Source organism: Kribbella sp. NPDC006257, from assembly GCF_040613535.1.
In the GTDB taxonomy this organism is placed as follows: Bacteria; Actinomycetota; Actinomycetes; order Propionibacteriales; family Kribbellaceae; genus Kribbella.
Window position 1 is genome coordinate 23,707 of sequence record NZ_JBEXSJ010000007.1, and the last position, 25,395, is coordinate 49,101.

The 25,395-nt window shown below is 67.4% G+C and carries 20 protein-coding genes; 8 read left to right on the forward strand and 12 right to left on the reverse strand.

Translation table 11 applies throughout. The annotated features are described in order from the left end of the window. Nucleotides 1-78 precede the first annotated feature (78 nt). On the forward strand, nucleotides 79-1,209 hold the full coding sequence (locus tag ABZ004_RS10630) for an erythromycin esterase family protein (protein WP_355679555.1): 1,131 nt from the start codon (nucleotides 79-81) through the stop codon (nucleotides 1,207-1,209). 31 nt (nucleotides 1,210-1,240) lie between these two features. Here ABZ004_RS10630 and ABZ004_RS10635 read toward each other — a convergent pair whose 3' ends face one another. From ABZ004_RS10635 to ABZ004_RS10645, 3 genes are all read right to left on the reverse strand, one after another. Next, the gene (locus ABZ004_RS10635) at nucleotides 1,241-2,107 is read right to left on the reverse strand and encodes an alpha/beta hydrolase (protein WP_355679556.1); all 867 of its coding nucleotides are present in this window, start codon (nucleotides 2,105-2,107) and stop codon (nucleotides 1,241-1,243) included. Nucleotides 2,108-2,261: 154 nt separating this feature from the next. Continuing rightward, nucleotides 2,262-4,718, reverse strand: a complete 2,457-nt coding sequence (locus tag ABZ004_RS10640) for a lamin tail domain-containing protein (RefSeq protein ID WP_355679557.1) — start codon at nucleotides 4,716-4,718, stop codon at nucleotides 2,262-2,264. A gap of 161 nt (nucleotides 4,719-4,879) precedes the next feature. After that, nucleotides 4,880-5,320, reverse strand: coding sequence for an Lrp/AsnC family transcriptional regulator (locus ABZ004_RS10645; RefSeq protein WP_355679558.1), 441 nt, complete (start codon nucleotides 5,318-5,320; stop codon nucleotides 4,880-4,882). Between the two features lie 95 nt (nucleotides 5,321-5,415). On the opposite strand from ABZ004_RS10645, the gene ABZ004_RS10650 reads away from it, so the two are divergent. Together ABZ004_RS10650 and ABZ004_RS10655 are read left to right on the forward strand one after the other, a co-directional pair. Further along, nucleotides 5,416-6,336: a 5'-3' exonuclease H3TH domain-containing protein gene (locus ABZ004_RS10650; protein ID WP_355679771.1), complete on the forward strand. Its 921-nt coding sequence runs from the start codon at nucleotides 5,416-5,418 to the stop codon at nucleotides 6,334-6,336. Further along, nucleotides 6,333-7,538 (forward strand): M20 family metallopeptidase, encoded by a 1,206-nt coding sequence (locus ABZ004_RS10655; protein ID WP_355679559.1) that lies wholly within the window; start codon nucleotides 6,333-6,335, stop codon nucleotides 7,536-7,538. Before ABZ004_RS10650 ends, ABZ004_RS10655 begins: the two co-directional genes overlap by 4 nt. Here the strand turns inward: ABZ004_RS10655 and ABZ004_RS10660 are convergent. Then, nucleotides 7,535-8,791 carry an alpha/beta hydrolase-fold protein gene (locus tag ABZ004_RS10660; RefSeq protein WP_355679560.1) on the reverse strand — a complete coding sequence of 419 codons (1,257 nt, stop codon included), beginning with the start codon at nucleotides 8,789-8,791 and terminating at the stop codon, nucleotides 7,535-7,537. The two genes, ABZ004_RS10655 and ABZ004_RS10660, sit on opposite strands and share 4 nt — an antisense overlap. Before the next feature lie 155 nt (nucleotides 8,792-8,946). Further along, nucleotides 8,947-9,690, reverse strand: coding sequence for an SDR family oxidoreductase (locus ABZ004_RS10665; RefSeq protein WP_355679561.1), 744 nt, complete (start codon nucleotides 9,688-9,690; stop codon nucleotides 8,947-8,949). A 106-nt stretch (nucleotides 9,691-9,796) separates the two neighbouring features. Between ABZ004_RS10665 and ABZ004_RS10670 the strand changes: the two genes are divergently transcribed. Further along, complete coding sequence (locus tag ABZ004_RS10670) at nucleotides 9,797-10,711, forward strand: LysR family transcriptional regulator (RefSeq protein WP_355679562.1); 915 nt, start codon at nucleotides 9,797-9,799, stop codon at nucleotides 10,709-10,711. 357 nt (nucleotides 10,712-11,068) lie between these two features. Here ABZ004_RS10670 and ABZ004_RS10675 read toward each other — a convergent pair whose 3' ends face one another. The 4 genes from ABZ004_RS10675 to ABZ004_RS10690 are packed head-to-tail and all read right to left on the reverse strand — an operon-like array spanning nucleotide 11,069 to nucleotide 16,288. Next, nucleotides 11,069-13,159 carry an ABC transporter ATP-binding protein gene (locus tag ABZ004_RS10675; RefSeq protein ID WP_355679563.1) on the reverse strand — a complete coding sequence of 697 codons (2,091 nt, stop codon included), beginning with the start codon at nucleotides 13,157-13,159 and terminating at the stop codon, nucleotides 11,069-11,071. Next, nucleotides 13,156-14,889, reverse strand: coding sequence for an ABC transporter ATP-binding protein (locus ABZ004_RS10680; protein ID WP_355679564.1), 1,734 nt, complete (start codon nucleotides 14,887-14,889; stop codon nucleotides 13,156-13,158). The genes ABZ004_RS10675 and ABZ004_RS10680 overlap by 4 nt, the downstream gene beginning before the upstream one ends. Beyond that, nucleotides 14,889-15,491 carry a helix-turn-helix domain-containing protein gene (locus ABZ004_RS10685; RefSeq protein ID WP_355679565.1) on the reverse strand — a complete coding sequence of 201 codons (603 nt, stop codon included), beginning with the start codon at nucleotides 15,489-15,491 and terminating at the stop codon, nucleotides 14,889-14,891. Before ABZ004_RS10685 ends, ABZ004_RS10680 begins: the two co-directional genes overlap by 1 nt. 41 nt (nucleotides 15,492-15,532) lie before the next feature. Further along, nucleotides 15,533-16,288, reverse strand: a complete 756-nt coding sequence (locus ABZ004_RS10690) for a TetR/AcrR family transcriptional regulator (RefSeq protein WP_355679566.1) — start codon at nucleotides 16,286-16,288, stop codon at nucleotides 15,533-15,535. 182 nt (nucleotides 16,289-16,470) lie between these two features. Here ABZ004_RS10690 and ABZ004_RS10695 point away from each other — a divergent pair, with 182 nt between their 5' ends. From ABZ004_RS10695 to ABZ004_RS10705, 3 genes are read left to right on the forward strand one after another with little or no spacing between them, the layout of a single operon-like run. Continuing rightward, nucleotides 16,471-18,348 (forward strand): ABC transporter ATP-binding protein, encoded by a 1,878-nt coding sequence (locus ABZ004_RS10695; RefSeq protein WP_355679567.1) that lies wholly within the window; start codon nucleotides 16,471-16,473, stop codon nucleotides 18,346-18,348. Between the two features lie 28 nt (nucleotides 18,349-18,376). Beyond that, entirely contained in the window at nucleotides 18,377-21,268 is a 2,892-nt protein-coding gene (locus ABZ004_RS10700) for a DEAD/DEAH box helicase (RefSeq protein WP_355679568.1), read from the forward strand. Further along, the gene (locus ABZ004_RS10705; RefSeq protein ID WP_355679569.1) at nucleotides 21,265-22,458 is read left to right on the forward strand and encodes an SWIM zinc finger family protein; all 1,194 of its coding nucleotides are present in this window, start codon (nucleotides 21,265-21,267) and stop codon (nucleotides 22,456-22,458) included. Before ABZ004_RS10700 ends, ABZ004_RS10705 begins: the two co-directional genes overlap by 4 nt. Here the strand turns inward: ABZ004_RS10705 and ABZ004_RS10710 are convergent. Both ABZ004_RS10710 and ABZ004_RS10715 read right to left on the reverse strand, forming a co-directional pair. After that, a complete protein-coding gene (locus ABZ004_RS10710; protein ID WP_355679570.1) occupies nucleotides 22,455-22,928 on the reverse strand; it encodes a pyridoxamine 5'-phosphate oxidase family protein in 474 nt (157 codons plus the stop codon). The genes ABZ004_RS10705 and ABZ004_RS10710 overlap by 4 nt on opposite strands. Before the next feature lie 103 nt (nucleotides 22,929-23,031). Then, nucleotides 23,032-23,805: an NAD(P)H-binding protein gene (locus ABZ004_RS10715; protein WP_355679571.1), complete on the reverse strand. Its 774-nt coding sequence runs from the start codon at nucleotides 23,803-23,805 to the stop codon at nucleotides 23,032-23,034. Between the two features lie 324 nt (nucleotides 23,806-24,129). On the opposite strand from ABZ004_RS10715, the gene ABZ004_RS10720 reads away from it, so the two are divergent. Further along, nucleotides 24,130-24,630 (forward strand): N-acetyltransferase, encoded by a 501-nt coding sequence (locus ABZ004_RS10720; protein ID WP_355679572.1) that lies wholly within the window; start codon nucleotides 24,130-24,132, stop codon nucleotides 24,628-24,630. A gap of 100 nt (nucleotides 24,631-24,730) precedes the next feature. On the opposite strand, the gene ABZ004_RS10725 is transcribed toward ABZ004_RS10720, so the two are convergent. Further along, on the reverse strand, nucleotides 24,731-24,922 hold the full coding sequence (locus ABZ004_RS10725) for a hypothetical protein (protein ID WP_355679573.1): 192 nt from the start codon (nucleotides 24,920-24,922) through the stop codon (nucleotides 24,731-24,733). Nucleotides 24,923-25,395 lie beyond the last annotated feature (473 nt).

Sequence of the window (25,395 nt, forward strand, 5' to 3'; positions counted from 1 at the left end):
TGGAGGGTTGTGTGAGGGGCGCTGGCTGGCGGTTGTGAGGAACCTTCTAACGGGAGATTCAACGACACGGTTGAAGGTATGGGGATTGATGCGGAGCGGGTTCTGGAATTGATTTCGGGTAGGCCTCGGGTGGTTGGGGTTGGGGAGCCGACTCATGGGGAGGACGAACTGCTGGAGATGCGGAACGGGTTGTTCCGGCAGCTTGTGGAGGAGGCGGGGTATCGGACGATCGCTCTGGAGAGTGATTGTCTGATGGGGCTGCTCGTGGACGACTACGTTGCTTCGGGCAACGGAAGTCTCGACGAGGTGATGGAGCGCGGGATCAGCCATGGGTGGGGTGCCTACGAGGGCAACCGTGAGCTGGTTCGCTGGATGCGTGCCTACAACGACGGGCGCGAGGCGGCCGATCAGGTGCGGTTCGCCGGGTTCGACGGGCCGTTGGAGACCGCCGCCGGGGCGAGTCCGCGGCAGGCGTTGATGGCCTTGCACCACTACCTCGATGCCGCGCAGGTTCCGTGGACATCAGACAGGCTTGAGGAGCTGCTCGGCCCGGACGAGCAGTGGACCAACCCGGACGCGATGATGGATCCGTCGAAGTCGGTCGGTCGAACGGCCGAGGCCAAGGAGCTGCGGCTGATCGCGGACGACCTGGCAGCCCTGCTCGACGCACAGACGCCGGAATTGATGATGTCGCAGTACGAATGGGATCGGGCACAGCTGTTCGCGCGGACAGCCACTGGTCTGCTGCGCTACCACTTCTGGATGGCCGACACCTCGCCAAGCCGCTTCACCTGGTTGCTCCGCATCCGCGATTCGATGATGGCAGCGAATCTCCTCGCACTGAGAACCCCGACCCTGGTGTACGCCCACAACGCCCATCTCCAGCGCGACAAGAGCTCCATGCGGTTCGCCGATCAGTCGCTGGAATGGTGGAGCGCCGGCGCCATCGTCAGCGCCCAACTCGGCGACCAGTACGCCTTCGTCGCAACAGCCCTCGGCACGATCCACCATCAGGGCGTCGGCGCCCCAGAACCAGACACGATCGAAGGCATCCTCTACACACAGCCAGAGGACCAATACGTCGTAGACCCCAAGCTCATCGACGCGACAAAACCCCGAGTCTCACCCTGGTTCGGCTACGCCCCACTGGACCCGGCCCACCTGAACAACTACGACGCAATCATCTTCATCAAAGACTCTCACCGATAACCGTGTGCCCGGAGCTCATACCCCCTGGCTGCTAGCGGGCCAGGAGTTCTCTGGTGATTTCGCGGGCCCACCTTGTGGGTTCGAGGTGGCCTCCGTTGGGGAGTTCCCGCAGGGTGGCGGTGGGTAGGCGATCTACCAGGCGCTGGGCGGCCGGGAACGGGCAGTTCCGGTCGGCTCTGCTGTGCCACCAGGTGATGGAGGTGCGGATCGCTGTCAGGTCGATGTCCGTCCACTGGCCGTCGATCGCGAGGCATTCGTCCACCCAGCCATCGATGCCTTGGGCGAAGGCTTCGGTGAGGCCCTTTTCGACGGATGCACGCCAGGCGGCGTCCTTCATCACGTCTCGGTCCGACTGCGGTGCCGTCACCATCGCGGCATGGAGGACAGCCATCGGGCCGTCTTCGTTTCCGTCCGCGAGCAGCTCACGGACCCGTTGTTCGTCGCCGGCTCGCGCCGCGCGGAAGACGTCCGCGTTGGCGGGCAGCATCTGGTCGTACTCGTCGTCGTTCAGGAGCGGATATCCGACTCGGACGGTGGCTGCGACTACGCGGTCCGGGTGGTGGGCCGCAAACGCGAGCACGTGCGGACCGCCGCCACTCCCGCCGATCAGGTGGACGCGCTCCAATCCGAGGTGATCGAGAATCGCCGCCAGGTCGTCCGAGTGCTCACGGAACTGCCGCCCGGGCAACCTGGTCGAACGCCCGAACCCTGGACGTTCGGTGGTGATCACCCGAAGGCCGAGCTCACTCCACAGCGAGAGATCCACCGGCAGACTCCACCTCGACCCAGGCGTCCCTGGAAGCCGCAGTACGGCGATCCCCTCGCCCGTCTCCGTCCAGGCCACCGTGCGCCCGTCGGCCCCGAGGACGTGTTTGTCGGCAATGGAAACTTCAGTCATTGGCGCTCCCTTCGGTCGAAGAGGCGACATTCCCGGTCCAGTGAGGAGATCCGGGGTGGTCGGCGGCATTGCGCTATTTAACCCTTGACAAGGGTCGTGAGACGGGCAAGCACCGCCCAACCTGCCGGGAGGAGGCTGGGCGGTGCTTGTGTTGTTACGGGGTGGAGACGTCGACGACGGGGGTGCCGGGGAGGCAGCGGGTGGGGAGGGGAATGGTGTCGCAGCCGGTGAGGATGCGGACTATTTGGGGGTCGTGGTCGCTGGCCTGGTCGGAGAATTCAGCGTTGAGGTGGACGACGCCGTACGAGTAGCCCTGGATGGACGGGCTGATCAGGATGTGGTCGAGCACTTGCGAGTTGCCGTCGAAGACGTAGCTGTAGCGCTGGTCGACGGGCAGCGTCTCGATCAGGGGCTTGAGTAGAGCCCCACTCTTGGTGACCGTCTGCAGCGCAGGGCTGAATTGGTAATCGTTGAGATCACCCAGTACGACGACACGCGCGCGACCACCGCTCTTGTCCGACAGGTCCTCGACGAAGTCGCGGACCTCCGTCGCCTGCTTCTGCCGCTGCACCTCTGAGCTACGCACCGGAGGCTGCACCGCTGCGGACAACGGGTAGTCACCGCCCTTGGAGTTCCAGTGGTTCGCGACCACAAACAGCTGCTTGTTCCCGTCGTACAGGAACTCCCCCACAAGCGGCTTGCGACTAGAAGTCCACGCGTCGCTCGTCGGGTCGATCCGGCCAGGCGACACCGAGAGCGAGACCTGGTTGCTCGTCGGGCGCGCCCTGACCACCGAGACGCTGGTGTTGGCGTCACCGCTCGCGCGGTCGACGAATGCCGTACGGGCTGGATTGAAAAGGAACACCTGCCGGATGTTCCCGCCCGGCTCGCCGCCATCGGTGTCGTTGCTCGGGTCGATCGAACGGGACTGGTACGCCGGTCCGCCGGCCGCCTCGATCGCGGCGACGAACTTCCCGACCGTCTGGTCGGCCGCGACCACCCCGTTGTCGGTGGCACCGTTGTTGTCCTGGATCTCTTCCAGGGCAAGGATGTCCGGTGAGCCCAGGTTGTTGACGACCGCGTCGGCCAGCTTCGCGAACTTCGAGTCCGGGTTGTTCGCGGCAAGATTCTCCACGTTGTAGGTAGCGATCGACAGGTCGCCGGCCTTCTTCGGTGGCAGCACCTTCTGCCGCTTCAGCCCGCCCTCGGTGATCGCGCCGAGCTGGGTCGCCATCAAGGCATAGCCGCCGAACGACTGGTAATCGAGCGGACCGGTCGTCCCAGCGGCCAGGGTGGAGCCGACGTTGGCCGCAGGCGCACCGACCAGCGAGGCGATCATCAGCCGGCCACTGTTCTGGTCGTCGTACGACTTGTAGATGGTGCCGCCGCGCGGAGTCGGGTTCTGGTTGGTCTTGAGCGTCACCCAGAGCTCAGCGAAGTCGGTGTTCACCGGGCTGACCAGCCGCGTGCTCTGCGTGATGGTCACCCGCATGCCTTCGTGTACCTCGAGCCAGTCCAGCACGTAGCTCGACGGCTCCAACGGCTGTGCTTCAAGCGCACCCGCTTTCGTGTAAGCGTCAGGGCTCTCAACCGGTACTGCGGCCGGCAGTGCGTGCCCGCCACTCAGCCGGACCGTGGTCGGCGAGCCACCGATCTCCGTGAGCGACTGTGAGCCGCTCGCCGGCCGGAACTCGCTGACGCGGCCCGAGACCAGTACTGAGTCACCGGCGACGACAGACGGCGAGGTGGTGCCCATGAAGACGAAGACGCCCTCGCTAGTCAGCCCGTCCGCGTCGGGTGTCGGGTCCTGCAACCAATAGCCACGCGACGAGCCTGTGGATCGGGTTGCCGTGACGATGCCGGGGACGTCGGTGACGGCCTGGCCGACGATCGGTGAGATCCTGCCGGAGCCCTGGATGTCGTGGATGCGGACCGTGCCCGGAGTCGGGTCCACCGGCCCACCCGGGTTGCCCGCGTCAACCGTCGTACCGGCAGTGTTCGTTGCCTTCGGTACGCCGGAGGTGAAATCGAGCGAGTTGTTGTCGGTATCGGTGAGCGCACCGGAGCGGGCGTCGGCCGTGGTGTTCGTCAGACTCGGTGCGGCCGCGGTCTCGACGTTCGCCGTCGCGCCGTACCCGACGAGGTCCTGGACGGTCGGAGCCGTCGCGCACGAGGTGCCACAGCCGACGAGCGGGACCTGGGCGGTGACCAGCGCGACGACGCCCGACGTACCGGACATCGGGATCGAGCCGGTCGCGTCCGGGGTGGGCAGTGCGGTGGTGCCGCCGGCGCCTGCGGCCTCCTGGACCAGGTACCGGCCGTGGGCGGGGATGCTGCCGGTCAGGTTGGTCATCTGGAAGACGGTGCCCGCGGCAGAGGCGTATTGGACGCTCCACGCCGACAAGTCGACCGGGTTGTCGGTCAGATTCGCCAGCTCGATGAAGTCGTTCTTGAACACCGCTCCGGAGTTGCCTCCGCCGCCGTACACGGCGGAAATGACGATGTCGGACGAAAGGGCGCTGGCGGTGCCTGGCTGCCCGAGCATCGTCGCCACGACGGCGACCGGCAGGATGGCGGCTACGGCACGCCGTCGTGCATTGGAGATTGCCACAGGTAATTACTCCTCGATCGAGAAAGGTTCAGCGAGGAGTATCCAGACGAGAAGTTACCGGCGCGAGCGATTCCGGAAACGATTCGTCCCGAAATCGCGCATTGTTTCCACAGTGTTTCACGCATTCCCGGTAACGCCGGGAAAAGCATTCAGTCGATTACTCAGAGCGCCGGTGGGCGGCGCTCGTACGGCGTGCTGAGGACGATCGTTGTCGTGGTGGAGACATTCGCCCGGGCGCGGATCACGGCCAGCAGATTCTCCAGCGCGGCCGGGGTGGCGACCCGGACGATCAGCACGTAGCTGGAGTCGCCGGCCACCGAGTAGCACGATTCGATCTCCGGAACGTCGCGCAGCCGCTCGGGCGAGTCGTCGGGCTGGGAGGGGTCGATCGGGCGGATCGAGATCAGCGCGGTGAGCGGCAGGTCGAGCGCGGTGTGGTCGATCGTTGCCGCGTACCCCAGGATGATGCCGCGCTGCTCCAGCCGCTTCACGCGCTGGTGCACCGCCGACGTGGACAGGCCGGTCGCCTTGCCCAGGTCGGTGAAACTCATCCGTCCGTCGGACGCGAGCAGCTCGACGATCTTGCGATCCAGGTCCTCCACCAGGCTGACACTACTGCCGCGAGACCCCGGCATGAAAGCATCGACCCATGGCTGACACGACCACCTCCCCGACTGGTATTGCCGGACAGCGCCTGATGCTGCTCGATACGGCATCGCTGTACTTCCGCGCGTTCTTCGGCGTGCCCGACACGATGAAGGCGGCCGACGGTACGCCGACCAACGCGATCCGCGGGCTGCTTGACTTCATCGCCCGGCTGGTGGAGAACCACCGGCCGACCCATCTGGTCGCCTGCTGGGACGACAACTGGCGGCCGTCCTGGCGGGTCGCGCTGATTCCGTCGTACAAGGCCCAGCGGGTCGAATTCGTGACCGCCGGCGGGGATCAGGTCGAAGACGTTCCGGACCGGCTGGAAATTCAGGTGCCGTATATCCGGGCCTGCCTCGAAGCGCTCGGAATCGCCATTGTCGGAGCGGCCGATCACGAGGCCGACGACGTCATCGGCACGCTGGCGTACCAGGCGAAGATGCCGGTCGACGTGGTCACCGGCGACCGCGACCTGTTCCAGCTGATCGACGACGCGCGCGGGATCAGGGTCGTCTACACCGCCGCGAAGGGGGTCGGGCGGGCGGACGTGTACGACGAGAAGGCGCTGCTGGCGAAGTACGAGATCCCGGCCAACCGGTACGCCGATTACGCCACCCTCCGCGGGGATGCCTCCGACGGGCTGCCCGGCGTGAAGGGTGTCGGCGAGAAGACGGCCGCCTCGCTGATCACGGCGTACGGGGGTCTGGACGAGATCCGCGCCGCCGCGGCCGACCCGTCGACGCCGATGTCGCCGTCGGTCAAGCGCAAGATCCTGGACGCCGGTGACTACCTGGATGTCGCGCCGAAGGTGGTTGCGGTAGCGCACGACGCGCCGGTCGGCACGTTCGACGCGACGATGCCCGCCGCGGTGAAGGATCCCGAGCGGTGGCTCGATCTGGTCGAGCTGCTCGAACTGGGCGGCAGCGCCCAGCGAGTGATGTCCGCGCTGAAGCTGGGGCCGACCGCATGAGCGCCACGCTCGAGCTGTCCCGGGTCTACGCGGACGAGATCGTGGCGCTGCGGAGAGCGCTCCACGAGGTTCCCGAGTACGATCTCGACCTGCCGAAGACACAGGCGCTGGTCCTGCAGGCGCTGGAGGGTCTCGACCTGGAGATCACCCTGGGCAAGGAGCTCTCCTCAGTCACCGCCGTACTGCGGGGCGGTGGCGGGCCTGGTCCGGTCGTGTTGCTGCGCGGCGACATGGACGCGCTCCCGGTGACCGAGCGGGTCGACGTACCGTACGCGTCGAAGCATCCCGGCATGATGCATGCCTGCGGCCACGATCTGCATGTCGCCGGGCTCGTCGGCGCGGCGAAGATCCTGCATTCATTGCGGGACCAACTGGCCGGCGATGTGGTCTTCATGTTCCAGCCTGGCGAGGAGACCACGGGCGGGGCGCCGATCATGATCCGCGAAGGGGTGCTGGAGGCAGCGGGCCGGCGGGCCGACGCGGCGTACGGGCTGCACGTCGGATCGGCCGGACAGCCGTTCGGGATGTGGAGCAGCAAGCCTGGCTCGTTCATGGCCGCGGCCGACCAGCTGAACGTGCGGATCGTCGGCGCGGGCACTCACGGATCGACGCCGTACCGCGGCAAGGACCCGATCCCGGTGGCGTGCGAGGTGGTGACCGCGCTGCAGACGATGATCACCCGGCAGTTCGACGTGTTCGACCCGGTCGTCCTCACCGTCGGGCGGATCGCGGGCGGCACGAAGGAGAACATCATCCCCGACGACGCGTTCTTCGACGCGACGGTCCGCACGTTCTCCGAGGAGGCCCGGGCCAAGGTTCAGCAGACGTCGGTCCGGTTGGTCGAGTCGATGGCCTCCGCGCACGGGCTCACCGCCGAGGTCCAGTACAAGACGGGCTACCCGGTGACGGTCAACAACGCGGACGAGTACGACTTCGCCCGCGCCACGATCGTCGATCTCTTCGGCCCCGACCGGTTCCGCGAACGCGCCAATCCGCGTTGTGGCGCCGAGGACATGTCCTACGTCCTGAACGAGGTCCCCGGGGTCTACCTGAACGTCAGCGCCTGCGCCGGACCCGACCCCGAGGCCGCCGCCGACAACCACTCCCCCTTGGCCGCCTTCGACGACTCGGTCCTCCCCGACGCCGCCGCATTGCTGGCCGAACTCGCCGTACGCCGACTGGTCAGGGGCAGTAGCTTTTAGGTGCCGAGTTCTGTGCTGAGCCAGGGCAGGGTTCTGGCGAAGACGTCCTCGGCGAACTGCCAGACGTGGCTGCCGTGCATGACGACGACCCTGGCGGGGATGTCGACCTTGTGCGCGGCGGCTGCGAGCTGCTGAGAGTTCTGGATCAGGTGGTGCTCGTTGCTGCCGTTCACGAATCTGCCGGTGACATCGCGGTACCGGCCGTGGTGAGCCATCACGGTCAACGGATCGTGGGCCGCCCAGGCCGCCGCGGACCCCCCGTACAGGGTGGCGATCGTCTGCGCCTTGGTGCCGATGTTCGGGCCGAGATCACCGTCGATGTCGACGAAGTGCCCGAAGGTCTGCGGGTGTTCGACAGTCAGCCCGATCGCGCAGGTGCCGCCCATCGAGAAGCCGAGCACGCCCCAGTGGCGCGCGTCGCGAGACGCCCCGAAGTTGGCGATGACGAACCGCGGCACGTCCTTGACCAGGTAGTCTTCCGCTCTACCGTGCGGACCGTTCACACACTCGGTGTCGTTGTTGAAGGACTCGGTGGCGTCGACGAAGACGAGGATCGGCGACCGGCCCTGATGGTGCGCCGCGTAGGCGTTGCTGGCCCGTACTGCGCCGCCGATGCGGACCCAGTTCTCCGGTGCGGCGTGCTCGGCGCCGATCATCTCGACCGCCGGGAGCGGACGGTGTCCGTGGCGGAACCAGACGGGCGGGAGGTAGACGAGCTCCTTCCGCGGGGTGAAGGCCGGGGACGTCGACGGGATGTCGACGCTCACCAGTTCGCCGGTCTGCTCGGCGTCCTTGAGGTGGTTGCCGCGGAGTTGCTGGAGGGTGATCTGGCCTGCGGGTGGGCGTCCGCGGAGGTCTGCCATTGCTGAGCCGACAGTCGGGTAGTAGCCGACGAACTGGTTGATGCTGTTGCCACAGACAAGCAACGCCAGGCCGACTGCGACTACGCCGACTGCGGTTCGCCACCACCGGGCGCTCCGCCAGCCGACGATCAGCACCAGCAGAGCGGCGACTGAGACGCCGAGCCAGGCCCAGAGGGACAGCGGAAGTGGATCTGTGATGCCGAACACACGACCGCTCGCCTCCCCCGCGGCGAACGCGACCAGAACAGCCGCTGCGGCGATGAACGGCAACCTCCGGGTGCGCCACCGCCGATCCCGCCAGCCGGCCGCTGCCAGCAGCGCACCACCGGCCGCAATCTCCAACACCACCGGCAACCAGCCACTGAGGAGCGAAACCCCCAGACCAACCACCACTGCCTCCCCCACAAGACTGGTCCCGTTGCCGGAGACCTCGGCGAACGGCGCCGCCCACTGCTGTGACGCCGACCCCCACCCAAAGGTTGTCCCCGTCCCCCACCCAACCGCCGGGCGCCAGCCACGACGGGGGTGGGTACCACCACCACCGCTCAGGCGTAGCGGGCGCCGCCGTCTACGTGGACGGTTTCGCCGGTGATGAAGGGGTTTGTGAGGGCTAGGAGGGCGGCTGAGGAGATGTCGGCTAGTTGACCGACCCGACGGGCCGGGACCTTCGCGGCGGTGGTGTCGAAGAGCTTCTGCTTGCCTTCGCCCAAGCCGTCCCACGCACCGGAGTCGATGATCCCCGGCGAGATCGCGTTCACCCGGATCGGCGCCAACTCCGTCGCGAGCGCCGACGCGAGGAAGCTGACCGCCCCGTTCGTCGCGGCCGTCACCGTCTTCCCCGGCGACGGCCGCCACCCCACGATCCCCGAGAACAACAACATCGCCCCACCCTCGGCGAACCGCGGCCCGAAGTGCTTCGCCAGCAAGATCGCGCCGATCACCTTCGCATCGAACGCCCGAACCACGGCGTCCCGCTCCAGCCCACCGAGCGGCCCATTCGCCGACGAATTCGCCACACTCACCAAGTAGTCGACCGTGCCCACCCGCTCTGCCAACGCCACGATCGACCCCTCATCCGCAAGGTCGACCTGCGCCACCTCAATCCCCGCATCACCCTCCGCGCGACCACCGACGGGCAAGGCGCCGATGGTGGCGGCCACCTTCTCCGGGCTTCGGCCGGCGACGATCACCCGGGCGCCACCTGCCGCCCCGTCGGCTGCGATCTGACGCCCGATCCCCGAGCTGCCGGCCACTACGACCATCGTCTTGCCCTGTAGTTCCATGCTCATGTCTTCTCCTTGATCGACGCTCTCTTGCCTCCTTCCAACGTCTCGACCCGGTGAACGAATCCCGTCGCGCGATGAGGCTTTCCGAGGTTTCCCATAGACTGAGCGAATGGCAACGCTGCGAGCTCTCGAGTGCCTGGTCGCCGTACTCGACACCGGCTCGGTCACCAAGGCCGCGGCGACCCTGCACCTGTCCCAGCCCGCGCTCTCCCACCAGCTCGCCGGTCTCGAACGCGAGATCGGCACGCCCCTCCTCGAACGCCTCCCCCGCGGCGTCCGCCCCACCACCGCCGGCCGCGCCATCGCCGACGACGCCCGCACCGCCATCGCAGCCGCCGAACGCGTTCTCACCGTCGGCCAGTCCGTTGCCCAAGGCGCCGAAGGTCACCTCCGCATCGCCTGCGCGGTGAGCATGACCGCCGCCCTCCTGGCCCCCGTACTGCGTACCTGGTACCGCCGACGCCCAGGCATCACGTTCACCCTCACCGAACTCACCAGCGCCGACGCGCTCGCCGACCTGGTCGAGTCAGGCCGGGCAGACCTCGCCATCGGCCCCCGGCCGACCCAGTGGAACGGCAGCACCGACCTCGTCGGCATCGAGGAGGTCGTCGCCGCGATGGTCCCGAGGCACCCCTTGGCCCGCACCGACTCGGTCAGCTTCGCCGAAATCACGCAGTACAGAACCGTCGGCTACCACCCCGACAACGGTCTCGACGCCTGGCTGACCGAAGTCGCTGCTCGCGAACGCGTTGTCCTCAGCCCGGTCATGCGAACCCGGCAAACCACCACCGCCGCCGAACTCGCAGCCGCCGGCCTAGGCATCGCCCTGGTCCCGACCACAGCCCTACCTTCCGGGTACGCCGGCAGCATCCGCCGCCTCGATCCCCCACTCACCCGCGACATCGTCGTCCTCACCCCATCCACCGGCGACCCCGTAGTACGGGCCTTCATCAACGACCTCACCCGCCGCGGCCTCCCGACCCCCAAACCCATCGCCACCAAACTCGCCGACAGGCCGACCTAGGCGACCCCAGAGCGCAGCGCCGTACCAACCGACATGAGGTGTCCGCCATATACACCCTCGGCGCCGCCCACCTGAGCGCAGATTTCTGCCTCGAAGCCCGACACCTCATGTCCGTCGGCACATTCCGCCTCCTGGCGAACTGCCGCCTGGCGCCAAAGCCCGCACCGCGGGGGCCAGGATGCGTGTAGTCAGCTCCCGCTCTGCGGGTTAACGCCCTGCTATTACAGGAGGTGAACCCCGCCGCGCGGAGGGATGCACACCGACAGCCACGCTGCGCCGACGGAGACGGCGCTTTCTCCGACTGAACGGCTCCAGAACGGAAACGGGGACGCCCCGGGTGGGGCGTCCCCTCGTGCGTCAGGGGGTGAGGGCCGACTCGTCCTCGTCGTCGGCGATGAGTTGGGCTGTGGTGGGGACCGGCGGGACCGGGGTGTGGAACGACTGTTGGTCTTCGTCGATGTCTACTACAGCGGCGCTGAACTGGGCGTTGTAGAGGCGGGCGTACGCGCCGTCCACCGCGAGCAGTTCGTGGTGGTTGCCTTGTTCAACGATTGCGCCGTCCTCCATCACCAGGATCAGGTCCGCGTCGCGGATGGTGGAGAGGCGGTGGGCGATCACGAAGCTGGTGCGGTCGGACCGCAGGGCGGCCATCGCGCGCTGGACCAGGACCTCGGTGCGGGTGTCGACCGAGCTGGTCGCCTCGTCCAGGATCAGCAGTTGCGGATCGGCCAGGAAGGCCCGGGCGATGGTGAGCAGCTGCTTCTCACCGGCGCTGACGTTGCTGCCCTCCTCGTCGATCACCGTGTCGTACCCGTCCGGCAGGCTGTGCACGAAGCGGTCCACGTACGTCGCCTTCGCGGCCGCCAGCATGTCTTCCTCGGTGGCCTTCAGGTTGCCGTACAGAAGGTTGTCGCGGATCGTGCCACCGAACAGCCAGGTGTCCTGCAGCACCATCCCGATCCGGGAGCGCAGGTCGTACCGGGTCAGCTCGGTGATGTCCACGCCGTCCAGCGTGATCCGGCCGCCGTTCAGCTCGTAGAACCGCATGATCAGGTTGACCAGCGTGGTCTTGCCGGCTCCGGTCGGACCCACGATCGCGACGGTCTGTCCTGGCTCGGCGACCAGGCTCAGGTCGGTGATCAGCGGCTTGTCCGGGTTGTACGAGAACGACACATGCTCGAACTCGACCCGCCCACGCGCATCCGTCACCTTCTCCGGCGTCGCGTCGTCCGGCACCTGCTCGGTGGCATCCAGTACTTCGAACACCCGTTCGGCCGACGCCACGCCGGACTGCAGCAGGTTCGCCATCGACGCCACCTGCGTCAGCGGCTGGGTGAACTGCCGCGAGTACTGGATGAACGCCTGGACGTCGCCCAGCGACATCGAGCCCGAGGCGACCCGGAGCCCGCCGAGCACCGCGATCACGACGTAGTTCAGGTTCCCGATGAACATCATCGACGGCATGATCAGCCCGGAGATGAACTGTGCACCGAACGAAGCCTGGTACAGCTCCTCGTTCTTCTGCCGGAAGCTCTCCTCGATCTCCTTCTGCCGGCCGAACACCTTGACCAGCTCGTGCCCGGTGAACGCCTCTTCGATCTGGCCGTTCAGCGCGCCGGTGTGCCGCCACTGGGCGACGAACCTGGCCTGCGAACGCTTCGCGATCACCGCCGTCAGGATCATCGAGATCGGCACCGTGATCAGCGCGATCAGCGCCAGCGTCGGAGATATGACGAACATCAGGGTGATCACGCCGACAACGGTGAGCAGCGAGGTGAGCAGCTGACTGAGCGTCTGCTGCAGACTGGTCGAGATGTTGTCGATGTCATTCGTGACCCGGCTCAGCAGCTCACCGCGAGGCGCGCCGTCGAAGTAGCTCAGCGGCAACCGGTTCAGCTTGTCCTCGACCTCGGACCGCAGCTCGAACACGGTCCGCTGGACGACACCGTTGAGGATGTAGCCCTGCATCCAGGACAGGAAGAACGAGCCGACGTAGAGCGCCAGCACGAGCAGCAGAACGTTGCGCAGGGCATCGAAATCGATCCCGACGCCGGGGATCAGGTCGATCCCCTGCAGCAGATCCGCGAGCCGGCCCTGACCGGCGGCCCGGGCCTGCTCGATCACCTGGGCCTTGGTCAGGGACCGGTCCAGCGGCTTGCCGATCGCGCCGGCGAAGATGATGTCGGTGGCCCGGCCGAGGATCTTCGGCCCGATCACCGACAGCGAGACGCTGGCGATCGCGAGCAGGATGACTCCGCCGACCTGCAGCCGGTGCGGCCGCAGCCGCCGGAGCAGCCGCTTCGCCGACGGACCGAAGTTCATCGACTTGTCGCCGGGTATCCCGCCGGGCGGCCCGAACGCGCGGCCGGTGGTCGGCCGTTCGGTCGACTTGATCGTCGCGGCGGGCTGGTCCTCGCCCACCGCTTCTTCCACTTTCTGGTCGGTCATGCTGCTTCCTCCGCGGACCGCTGGGACTCGACGATCTCGACGTATGTAGGACAGGTCTGGAGTAGTTCGTGATGGCCGCCGCGGCCGACGACCGCGCCGTCCTCCAGGACGACGATCTGGTCGGCGTCGATGATCGTGGACACCCGCTGGGCCACGATCACCACGCAGGCATCGGCGGTGACCGGCGCCAGGGCGGCCCGCAACCGGGCATCCGTGGCGAGGTCGAGTGCGGAGAACGAGTCGTCGAACAAGTAGATCTCAGGCTTGCGGACCAGTGCCCTGGCGATCGCCAGGCGTTGCCGCTGACCACCGGACACGTTCGTGCCACCCTGGGCGATCGGCGAGTCCAGGCCGGCCGGCATCGCCGCGACGAAGTCCTTGCCCTGGGCAATCTCCAGGGCTTCCCACAACTCGTCGTCGGTCGCGTCCGGATTGCCGTAGCGCAGGTTGCTGGCCACCGTCCCGGAGAAGAGGTACGGCCGTTGCGGAACCAGCCCGATCCGCTCCCAGAGCGCCTCCGGGTCGATCTCCCGTACGTCGATTCCGTCCACCAGCACGCGCCCGCCGGTGGCGTCGAACAAACGAGGCACCAGGGAAAGCAGCGTGGTCTTGCCGGCACCGGTGCTGCCGATGATCGCGGTGGTCTGGCCCGGCGACGCGGTGAGGCTGATGTCTCGTAGTACGGGCTCGGCTGCGCCGGGGTACTGGAATTCGGCGTTCTCGAAGACCAGTTCGCCGACACCGGTGAAGTTCCGGATCGGGGTGACCGGCGGCCGGACCGACGACTCGGTGTTCAGGACCTCGCTGATCCGGTCGGCGCAGACCGCGGCCCGCGGCACCATGATCAGCACGAACGTCGCCATCATCACCGAGAACAGGATCTGGATCAGGTAGCTGATGTACGCCGTCAGCTGGCCGACCAGCATCTCGCCGCTCTCGATCCGGGAGGCGCCGAACCAGAGCACTGCCACGGTGGACATGTTCAGGATCAGCATCACGACCGGGAAGACCAGCGCCATCAGCCGGCCGGCCCGGATCGCGGTGTTCGTGACGTTGGTGTTGGCCTCGCCGAACCGCTCCACCTCGTGCGGCTCGCGGACGAACGCCCGGACCACCCGGATGCCGGTGATCTGCTCGCGCAGCACCCGGTTCACCCCGTCGATGTTGACCTGCATCTTGCGGAACTGCGGCACCATCCGGCTGGCGATCAGGCCGATCGATGCCGCCAGCAACGGTACGGCGACGGCCACCAGCCAGGACAGGCCGGCGTCCTCGCGGACCGCCATGAAGATGCCGCCGATCATCGTGATCGGCGCGGCCACCAGCATCGTGCAGGTGGTCACCACGAGCATCTGTACCTGGGTGACGTCGTTCGTACTGCGGGAGATCAGCGTCGGCGCGCCGAACTGGTTCACCTCGCGGGCCGAGAACTCGCCGACCCGGTGGAAAACCGCCGCCCGGACGTCGCGCCCGAACAAGGCGGCCGTCTTCGCGCCGAAGTACACGGCGGTGACCGTGCAGAGGATCTGCACCAGGCTGATGCCGAGCATCCAGCCGCCGTTGCCGAAGATGTAGCCGGTGTCGCCCTTGGCCACGCCGTTGTCGATGATGTCGGCGTTCAGGCTGGGCAGGTAGAGGGAGGCGATCGTCGCGACCAGTTGCAGGACGACCACCAAGGACAGGTTGCCGGCGTACGGACGCAGGTGCGTACGCAAGAGGCGAAGAAGCATCAGTTGCCCCCGGGGAGATGGTTGCGGACACCGTCGAGCGCGAAGTCGACGATCTCCTCGGCGGTCAGGGTCCGACCGGCCGAAATCAATGGGTGGGTCGCGGAGAAGGTGATCAGGCGGAGCCGGTGACAGACCTCCGCGGGCGGGTAACGCAGTTGGCCGGCGTCGTGCCGGAAGACGTCCGCGAAGGCCTCGTCGGCGCGTTCGCCGTCGAGCTTGCGGCGGGCCTCTTCGTCGGGATCGGACTTCCACTCCGGCGGGCGGTGCATCCGCATCGCGAGCAGCAGTTTGAAGACGCTGCGCAATCGGGTCTGGGCGATGTCGACGGCCGCGACCATCCGCTCCTCCAACGGCAGCGAGCGGTCGATCGCGCCGAGCGCCTCGATCATCGGGTCGACCTGGAACGCGGTCCTCATCGCGGCGTCGATCAGCGCGTCCTTGCTGCCGAACGCCCGGAAGATCGTGCCCTCGGCGACACCCGCCGCCTCGGCGATCTGCCGGGTGCTGACACTGGTGCCGTACTCCTCCAGCAAGGGCAGGGTGGCCTCCACCAACGCCGCGCGGCGCTCGTCAGGTGGCAGAGGGGTTGCTCTTGGGCTCACGCCGTCGAGAGTAACTGAGTGAGTACTCACTCACAACTGTATTACCGATCTTTCAGGAGTGTCGCGATCCCGTCGAGCACCCGAGCCAGGCCGAACTCGAAGCCGTGCTCGGAGTCGTACGGCGCGTCGAACGCCTGGCCCACCGTCGTACCGACCCGTGAAGCGAGCGGGAACTTCTGGGCGTCGGCGATCTTCTCGAGCAGCGGTTCGTGCGCGAGCCACCATTCCTTGTCCGTGATACCAGACCGGAGGATCACCTGGCGCGCTTCGACGGCACTTCGTACCGCGCCGTGCACGTATCCGTTGACCAGAGCGACCGCGGCATCCATCTCGACGTCGTCCAGCCCGATCCCCTCGATCGCAGACAGCTCGTACTCGTACTTCGCCATCACGTGCGGCCCCAGCGGCGGCCGGCTCACCGCGACCTGGAGCAGCCAGGGGTGGTTGAGGTAGAGCTGCCGGTTCTCCCGGGCGACCTCGTCGAGCTTGGCCCGCCAGTCCCCCTTGACGACGCCGCGCGGCAGTTCGCCGTACACGGTGTCGAGCATGACGTCGAGGAGCTCGGCCTTGCCGGGAACGTAGCGGTAGAGGGTCATCGCGCCGACGCCGAGCTCGTCGGCAACCCGGCGTACCGACATCGCGGCCAGCCCTTCGGCGTCGGCGATCCGGACCGCGGTGGCGACGACCTGCTCGACGGTCAAGGCCGGCTTCGGGCCGCGGGTCGGCCGCGCCTGCAGGCCCCAGAGCAGTTCGAGGCTCTTCTTCGGGTCCCCGGAGCCGCTGTACTCCGTATTCATGTGCACGACTTTCCAGGAGTGGCTACACTACTTCGTACAGTGTACTCAGTAAAGGCGGTGCAGTTGACCTCTAGTCGTGTTGAGGTTCTACCTTCGGAAACTGTCGGTGCCCTGCGGGATCATCGGCAGACCCTCGACATCCAGGCCGAACCGACCGCCGGAGTACCGCTGTGAGTATGGAAATGACCGCGTGGACGCAGATGTACCACGCGATGCACAAGCAGGACGAGAAGCGCCCGTTCTCGCGGGCGACCCTGCGCCGGATCCTCGCGTTCGCGCGACCGCACCGACGGAAGCTGGCCGCGTTCCTCGCGCTCAGCATCGGCGCGGCGATCCTGGCCGTCGCCACTCCCGTGCTGGCCGGCCGCGTCGTCGACGCCATCGTCGGCCACAAGGACTTCAGTACGGTACTGCGGCTGGCGATCCTGATCGCCGTCATCGCTGTCGGGGAAGCAGGTCTCGGGCTGCTCACCCGCTGGCTGTCCGCGAGCATCGGTGAGGGCCTGATCCTCGATCTCCGGACCGCGGTGTTCGACCACATCCAGAAGATGCCGATCGCATTCTTCACCCGGACCCGGACGGGCGCGCTGGTGTCCCGGCTGAACAACGACGTGATCGGGGCGCAGCGGGCGTTCAGCGACACGCTGTCCGGCGTCGTCAGCAACCTGGTGATGCTCGTGCTGACGCTGGTCGTGATGCTGCGGGTCTCCTGGCAGATCACCCTGCTCGCGCTGGTCATCCTGCCGATCTTCGTCATCCCGGCCCGGCGGATCGGCAACAAACTCGCCGCGCTCGGGCTGGAGGCTGCGAACTACAACGCGACGATGAGTACGCAGATGACGGAGCGGTTCTCCGCTCCTGGCGCGACGCTGGTGAAGCTGTTCGGGCGGCCGGCACGGGAGTCGTCGGAGTTCGCGGTCCGGGCTCGGCGGGTGCGCGACATCGGCGTACGGACCGCCATGGTGCAGTGGGTGTTCGTCACCTCGCTGACCTTGGTCTCCGCGCTTGCGTTGGCTGTCGTCTATGGATTGGGCGGGTTCTACGCGTTGCGCGATCAGCTCGACGCGGGTGCTGTGGTGTCGATGGCGTTGCTGTTGACGCGGCTCTACTCGCCGCTGACCGCGTTGGCCAGTGCGCGGTTGGAGGTCATGACTGCGCTGGTCAGCTTCGAGCGGGTCTTCGAGGTGCTCGATCTGGAGCCGTTGATCAAGGACAAGCCGGATGCGGGCGTCGTACCGGCAGGACCGGTGGCCGTCGAGTTCTCGCACGTGAGCTTCGCGTATCCGTCGGCGGACAAGGTGTCGCTGGCTTCCTTGGAAGAAGTTGCGAAGCTGGACACCCGCGGCGGGGTCGAGGTGCTGCACGATGTGTCGTTCCGGGCCGAGCCGGGGCAGATGATCGCCCTGGTCGGGTCATCGGGCGCTGGGAAGTCGACGATCGCTCAGCTGATCCCGCGCTTGTACGACGTGGATTCGGGCGCGGTGCGGCTTGCTGGGGTGGATGTTCGTGATGTCACCGCCGAGTCGTTGCGGGAGACGCTCGGCATGGTGACGCAGGACGGGCATCTCTTCCATGACAGCATCCGGGAGAACCTGCTGCTAGCTCGGCCGGAGGCTTCCGAGAAGGACCTCTGGGATGCGCTGACGCGGGCTCGGCTCGGTGACTTGATCCGGTCGTTGCCTGACCAGTTGGAGACCGTGGTCGGTGAGCGCGGGTATCGCTTGTCGGGTGGTGAGCGGCAGCGGTTGACGATCGCGCGGCTGCTGCTGGCCCAGCCGCGCGTGGTGATTCTCGATGAGGCGACGGCGGCGCTCGACTCGACGTCGGAGGCCGCTGTGCAGGCGGCGTTGACGGAGGCGCTGGCCGGGCGGACCGCGGTCGTGATCGCGCACCGGCTGTCGACGATTCGCGCGGCCGACCAGATTCTCGTGATCGAGGACGGGCGGATCGTGGAGCGTGGGACGCATACGGAGCTGCTGGCTGACGGCGGGCGGTACGAGGAGCTGTACCGGACCCAGTTCGATCAGCCGGGCGAGGAGGTTCCGGTAGCTGCGCACTGAGTGAAGGCGCGCTCGCTGGTGGATTGTGATGAGAGGGGATCTGGGGTTGGCAACGGCGGTGGCGGGTGCGCTGACGGGGTTGGCGGCGGTGTTCCGGCCGGCGGATCCGCCGCGGGACGGGGTGATCGCGTTCTGGGATCCGGCGGGCGGAGAGCTTCCACTCGGCGTCGGTGAACAGGCGATGCTCGACCTGGTCGTGCGCACCGACGATGAGCTCGTACTCCAGGCGACACCGGTGATCGAGGTGCCGATCGCCGACGCCGTACCGGTGCTCGGTCGCGCACGGACTGCCGGTGATGCGCATAGCTCAGCGGCCTTCTGGGGTGCGGCCTCGCTCATCGCCCTCCAGCTGGTCGCCCGCGGCCGGCTCCTCCCGGGAGTCTCCCCTGCCGGCCACGACGCGTGGCGAGTAGGCCCACTCGACGCCGCCGACGTCGACCGCATCCTCCACCTCGCCGAATCCATCCCACCCGAAGCCCGAGCCCTTCCCCTCTCTACAGGAGGCAGTAGCGGTTCTGAGGTGGAAGCGAACACCTCAACCTCAGCTGGAGGTTTGGGGGGTGGCGGCGTCACCTCTACCTCAGGGTCGGGTGGGGTTCGGGTGGCGGTGGGTGAGGAGTTGGTGCGGGAGTTCCTCGATGCGGTCGCGGACGGGATGCCTCGGTCGCCAGCGGCCAGTAAGGCGCATGGTCCGTTGTTCGCGGCGAGGGCTGCGCAGAAGGTGCCGCGGTTGCGGTCATGGGCCGACGAGGTTTCGGCCGGCCTCGATACCGGCGTACGGATCTCGTTGCGGGTCGAACTGCCGGAGTCGCAGGAGTTCCGCGCCGACGTACAGCTGCACAGTCTCAAAGACCCCACGCTGGTTGCCGATGCCGCCGACGTGTGGGCGAGCGACGTCACCGGCTTCGGACCGCGCGCGAGGATCGACGCGACGCTAGCGATTCGCCGCGCCGCCCGCGTCTGGGCTCCGCTCAACCGGCTGCTCGACTCCCCCGTCCCCGACCGGGTCGAGCTGACCGACGAGGAAGTCGCCGATCTCCTCGCCGGCGGAGCGCAGCGACTGACCTCAGCGGGCGTCGACCTGCACTGGCCGCGCAGCCTCGGCCGCGCACTCACCGCCCGCGCCGCGATCACCTCCCCCGACGGCCCGCCCTCCGACATGCCCGGCTTCTTCGGCGGCGGCGCGACCCTCGACTTCAGCTGGCAAGTTGCTCTCGGCAACGACCCGCTGACCGAGGACGAGATGAACCAGCTCGCCGAGGCGACCCGCCCGCTGGTCCGGCTGCGCGACCAGTGGATGCTGATCGATCCCGACCTCGCGCGGAAAGCCCGCGAACGCATCCTCAAACCGGTCACCGCGATCGACGCGCTGAGTGCCGCGTTGACCGGTTCGGCCGAGATCGACGGCCGCCAGGTCACCATCACCCCGACCCGCTGGCTCGACGAGCTCCGTGAAAGGATCGCCGATCCCGACCGCGTCGACGGCATCGTCGAACCGCCCGCCGCGTTGCAGGCGACCCTTCGCGACTACCAACTCCGTGGACTCCAATGGCTCGTCCGGATGACCTCGCTCGGCCTCGGCGGCTGCCTCGCCGACGACATGGGCCTCGGCAAGACGATCATGCTCATCTCGCTCCATCTGCACCGCCAGGAGTCGGCCGAGACCGCCGGTCCGACGCTGGTCGTCTGCCCCGCCTCGCTGCTGGGCAACTGGGAGCGCGAGGTCCAGCGGTTCGCTCCCGGCACGCCGGTACGCCGCTTCCACGGATCCGGGCGATCACTGGACGGCGCCGACGCCGGGTTCGTGCTCACGACGTACGGGACTCTCCGCCGCGACGCCGCCCGGCTCGGGGCGCATCGCTGGGCGTTGCTGGTCGCGGACGAGGCGCAGCATGTGAAGAACCCGACGTCCGGTACGGCGAAGGCGCTGCGCACCATTCCGGCGATGGCGCGGGTGGCGCTGACCGGTACGCCGGTGGAGAACAATCTCTCCGAGCTCTGGGCGATCCTCGACTGGACGACACCGGGGTTGCTCGGGCGGCTCGGGACTTTTCGCAACCACTGGGCGACGCCGATCGAAGCCGACAAGGACGAGGAGGTCGCCGCGCGGCTGGCGAAACTGGTCCGGCCGTTCCTCCTGCGACGGCGGAAGTCCGACCCGGGGATCGCGCCCGAGCTGCCGCCGAAGACCGAGACGGACCAGCTGGTTTCGCTGACGCGGGAGCAGGCCGTCCTCTACGAGGCGACCGTGCGCGAACTGCTGGACGCAGTACAGGCCAGTGATCAGATGGCGCGCCGTGGGTTGATCATGAAGCTGCTGACCGGGTTGAAGCAGATCTGCAATCACCCGGTGCAGTACCTCAAGGAGGGCGACGGCGCGCGGTTGAGCGGGCGGTCGGGCAAGCTCGAACTGCTCGACGAATTGCTCGGCACGATCATCGCGGAAGACGGTGCGGTGCTGGTGTTCACGCAGTACGTCGCGATGGCGCGGCTGCTGGAGCGGCATCTCGCCGAGCGTGGGATCGCGAGTCAGCTGTTGCACGGCGGTACGCCGGTGAAGCGGCGCGAGGAGATGGTCGAGAGCTTCCAGGCGGGTGACGTGCCGGTCTTCCTGCTGTCGCTCAAGGCTGCCGGGACGGGACTGAATCTGACTCGCGCGGACCATGTCGTGCACTACGACCGCTGGTGGAATCCGGCGGTCGAGGACCAGGCGACCGACCGGGCCTACCGCATCGGCCAAACCAGACCGGTACAGGTTCACCGGTTGATTGCCGAGGGCACCATCGAGGACAGGATCGCCGCGATGCTGGCCAGCAAACGAGAACTGGCCGACGCGGTACTAGCCAGTGGCGAAGCTGCTCTCACTGAGCTCTCCGACGCCGACCTGGCCAACCTCGTAGAACTCCGAGGCGCGCGATGAGCGGCGAGGTGGCCAAGGGGTTTGCGGCGTTCGGGGCCCGGCGTGGGGTGACGCGGGCTCAGTCGTGGTGGGGGCGGTCGTGGGTGCAGGCGCTGGAGGACACCTCACTGGACAACGACCAACTGAAGCGCGGGCGGCGGTTCGCCAACTCGGGGCAGGTCGGGACCATCACGATCAGCGCGGGGCGGATCGCGGCGACGGTTCACGCGCCCGAAGACACCTACGAGGCCGTCGTGGTGGTCGACCGGTTGAGTGCGGACCAGTGGACGCGCTTCCTGGACCAGGTGGGCTCGCGCGCCGGGCACATCGCGGCGCTGCTGGATGGCGAGATGCCGCACGATCTCGTCGAGGCGGCAGCTGATGCCGCGGTTCCGTTGTTGCCGGGGATCGGCGACCTGGATCCCTCGTGTACCTGCGATGGTTGGGAGCTGCCCTGCCAGCACGCGGCCGCGTTGTGCTACCAGGTCGGCTGGCTGCTCGACGAGGACCCGTTCGTACTCCTGCTGATGCGCGGCCGCTCCCGCGAGGATCTCCTGGACGACCTCCAGCAACGAGCAACCACTGGAACGTCAGCTGCTACGGATGGTCTTGTGGGAGTGCCTGCGGCTGAAGCCTTCTCCATCGAGCCGGCCGAGTTGCCCGAGCCGCCTGCGCTGCCGGCGAAGGTCGAGCTGGATGAGCTGGCGGTCACCGGTCAGCAACCACCCGCCGGGATGGAGCCTGCAAGCCTCCCGCTCCTAGTGCTTGACGCCGCCCGCCGAGCCCGCGCCGAGCTCAGAGCCTTGCTGACTCATTCGGCCGATCCGTGGATCTTGGACGAGTGGCAGGACGCCGTACGACTTGCCGCCGACTACCCGATGTTCACCGAGCGCCTCGCCACCGCCCTCGGCCGACCCGCCGAACTTGCAGTCGGCGTCACCGCTTGGTCGTACGGCGGAGCGCCCGGCCTCGACGTTCTCGACAACGAGTGGGCTCCGGACCCATCGGAGATCGCTAGAGCGCGGACCGAACTGACGGCAGCCTGGGACCTCACCTTCGAGGTCTCCGGCAACCGCCTTACCGCAGCAGACCGCCAACTCCGCCTCGACCGCACCGGCCGCTGGCACCCCTACACCCTCATCGACAACACCTGGCTCCCCACCGGCCCCGCCGACCGAGACCCAACCGCCGCCCTCGCCAGTGGCGCTTAGCCGAGGTCTACCGTCATCCGGCGGTCGGTGCCGGTGCCGTACTCCGGGTGGCGGCCGGGGATGTGGATGGAGTGCTCGCTGATCCGTGCCCGATACAGCCGCCGGACCTCTGGATCGCGCAGTTCCGCCGCGGAGAACTGCTTGAGCCCCGGGAACCGCGTCCAGACAATGCTGTCGAGACATCCCTCCAACTCATCGCCCGGGACCTCCTCTGCACGGGCGATCAGGTAGACCGCCTCCCCACTTCCGATCTCGGCCGCGGAGTCGAAAACCACCATGCTGACCTCAGGCCGCTCAGCAATGTTCCGTGAGTGGTGCGATTCGAGAGAAGACACCCAGTAGACGACCGAGTAGCCGTCCGGCGAGAAGTACACCGGCGACACCCGCGGACGCCCGTCCGGATCCACGGTCCCAAGAACCATGTACCGATTGCTGTCGATCAAATGCTTCGCCAACACGACGGGTTCCATCCAGCTCAGTCCTTAACTCACTCGATCTGTTCTCACTGCGACAAGCTCACGCTAGGGGCGCCCGACCTGCGACGTGAAGATCCGATCGACGGTTATGCGGGTCTCAGCGGGTGGGTTCGGCTAGCCATTCGGCGTACGAGGGTCCGGCGAGCGTGGCGTGGGGGCTGGGGAGGAGAGCGCCGCTTTCGAACAGGTCGCGGTCGGGGTTGGCCGGATCGCTCACCTCTTCGATGCGGGCAGGGCTGCCGTTTCGGGCGGCCAGCAGGCGTGCGGCGTCCGCCAGGTTCTCGGCCCGAGGTCCGGCGATCTCCGGGTAACGCGTATCTGCCGGCGCGGGATCGGCCTCGGTGGCGACCTCGACCAGTTTCTCGGCGACCGTGCGGGCCGCGACGAGTTGGGTGCGCATGCTCGGGACATAGGCGACATCGCCTTGGGTGCCCCAGCCGACGAGCTGTTCAACGAACTCGTGGAACTGCGCGGCCCGCACGATCCGGGTGGGGATGGGGCCGGCCAGCGCCGCCTTCTCGTGGGCGAGTTTGGCCGCGTTGTAGCCGGCGGTGGAATCGTCGATGCCGATGATCGACACCACCACCATCCGGCGTACGCCGGTCTTGTGGCCGGCCTGGTGCAGGTTCGCGGCGGTCGTGGTGAAGAACTCGGTCGCCGCCTCCTCCTGGGGCGACGGTGTGCTGGACACGTCGATGATCACCTCGACGCCGTCCAGGGCCTCGACCAGTCCGTCCCCGGTGATCACGTCCACGCCGGTGGAGCGAGAGATGGGCACGACCTGGTAGCCGTGTTCCTCCACCACTCGCACGACGTGCCTGCCGACGCGACCCGTTGCTCCGACGACCGCGATCTTGCTGGTCTTCTGCATGATGATTCCCGTTCCTTCTACTGTCCGCTGATGGGCTTCTGAAGGCGATGACGGAGCGCGGCACGAGAATGTGACCGGCAGCGGGTTCGCGGCTTTCGCCGTACTGGAGGACTGGTACGGCGAAATTCGGCTGCATGGGCCGGCGGGGGTTGGATAGAGTGCTTGCCAGGCTTCGAGTAGGGAAGGGAGATGAGTTGATGACCGCGATGTCGGCGGCCGCTGTGTGCGGCGCCCTGCTCCCGCCAGTTGTCCTCATCCCCCGGACCCTGGCCTGATCCGCGTACGCCGATCGGCCGGGTTCCCCTTGTTCTGAAGGGTTCTCCGTTGTCCCTGATCACGCGTTGTGAAACTCCCGCCGACACCGCCGCCATTCGTGAAGTCAACCTGTTGGCATTCGGCAAGACCTATGAACCTGACCTCGTCGAGGCGATTCGCAGCGATCCCGGCGCCTGGCTCCCCCATCTCTCCCTGGTCGCAGTCGCCGACGACGGCATCATCGGCCACATCCTCTTCAGCCGAGTGCACATCAATTCGACGCCGGTCCTGTCGCTAGGTCCGCTCGCCGTCCTGCCCAATCACCAGAACCAAGGCATAGGCGGCGCCCTCATGCAAGCCGGCCTCACCGCGGCCCGAACAGCCGGCGAACACCTGGTGATCCTCCTCGGCCACCCGACCTACTACCCCCGCTTCGGCTTCCTCCCCGCGACAACCTTCGACATCCACCATCCCCACATCGACGACGGCCCTCACCTGATGGTCCTCCCGTTGGACGACACCCCAGTCCCCGCCGGCACCATCACCTACCCGCCCCTCTGGAACACCTAACCCGTACTCCGGCCCGCAACGCCGCGAGGACGGGGTTGCCGGGCCGAAGCGGCTCCTGGCCCGGACCACCGCTGCGGGCCGGACCACACGGTCGTATCGTTCAGGGAGCCCCGGGAACCTCTTGGATCTTGAAGTCCCTCGGGCTTTCGGCGACCAGCAGCTCAGCCAACTCACGGCGTACGAGCACTTCACGGAAGGCCTTCCAGCCGTCGCCGAACCACTCCGGGCTCGCGGCGATGTCGGTGTCACCGAGCCCAGGCTTGACCTGCAGCGCGACGGTCGTCAATGACACCGGCAGCCATCGCCAGATGCCGCATTCAGAGCACCTTGACCCGGCGGCTCCCTGCTGGGCGACTGCTGCACAGGAACCAACAACTCTAGATTCCCCGCAGGACCACCTCCCGGTACGCCGAACCACCGGCGACGGCCATCCCCGCCCGACCCGCTGGGCGCCCCTGATCACCGCTGCCCTACTTGCCGACCGACCCAGGTGTTCGTCACTGGCTGTACCGGTCGTGGCCGCTCGACCTCCCGGTTCGACTCGCCGTCGAAGGGCTCACCTACCGGCTCGACTGACCGCAACTTCTCGACTCGCCGGTTTTTTCGCGAAAAATCGGTGAGTCGAACCGGTAGGTCGGGGATCGACGGTGAGTCGAACCGGTAGGTCGGGGGGCGACGGCGAGTCGAACCGGTAAGTGAGCCCTTCGATGGCGAGTCGAACCGGTAGGACGCGGGACGTGGGGCTCGTCGGGGGTGGTCGGGGGT

Coding starts and splice junctions, on each gene's coding strand:
- ABZ004_RS10655 (WP_355679559.1), top strand. CDS start 6,333: ATGAGCGCCACGCTCGAGCTGTCCCGGGTCTACGCGGACGAGATCGTG.
- ABZ004_RS10650 (WP_355679771.1), top strand. CDS start 5,416: ATGCTGCTCGATACGGCATCGCTGTACTTCCGCGCGTTCTTCGGCGTG.
- ABZ004_RS10635 (WP_355679556.1), bottom strand. CDS start 2,107: ATGACTGAAGTTTCCATTGCCGACAAACACGTCCTCGGGGCCGACGGG.
- ABZ004_RS10675 (WP_355679563.1), bottom strand. CDS start 13,159: ATGACCGACCAGAAAGTGGAAGAAGCGGTGGGCGAGGACCAGCCCGCC.
- ABZ004_RS10690 (WP_355679566.1), bottom strand. CDS start 16,288: ATGAATACGGAGTACAGCGGCTCCGGGGACCCGAAGAAGAGCCTCGAA.
- ABZ004_RS10715 (WP_355679571.1), bottom strand. CDS start 23,805: ATGCAGAAGACCAGCAAGATCGCGGTCGTCGGAGCAACGGGTCGCGTC.
- ABZ004_RS10665 (WP_355679561.1), bottom strand. CDS start 9,690: ATGAGCATGGAACTACAGGGCAAGACGATGGTCGTAGTGGCCGGCAGC.
- ABZ004_RS10695 (WP_355679567.1), top strand. CDS start 16,471: ATGACCGCGTGGACGCAGATGTACCACGCGATGCACAAGCAGGACGAG.
- ABZ004_RS10680 (WP_355679564.1), bottom strand. CDS start 14,889: ATGCTTCTTCGCCTCTTGCGTACGCACCTGCGTCCGTACGCCGGCAAC.
- ABZ004_RS10670 (WP_355679562.1), top strand. CDS start 9,797: ATGGCAACGCTGCGAGCTCTCGAGTGCCTGGTCGCCGTACTCGACACC.
- ABZ004_RS10710 (WP_355679570.1), bottom strand. CDS start 22,928: ATGGAACCCGTCGTGTTGGCGAAGCATTTGATCGACAGCAATCGGTAC.
- ABZ004_RS10705 (WP_355679569.1), top strand. CDS start 21,265: ATGAGCGGCGAGGTGGCCAAGGGGTTTGCGGCGTTCGGGGCCCGGCGT.
- ABZ004_RS10700 (WP_355679568.1), top strand. CDS start 18,377: ATGAGAGGGGATCTGGGGTTGGCAACGGCGGTGGCGGGTGCGCTGACG.
- ABZ004_RS10630 (WP_355679555.1), top strand. CDS start 79: ATGGGGATTGATGCGGAGCGGGTTCTGGAATTGATTTCGGGTAGGCCT.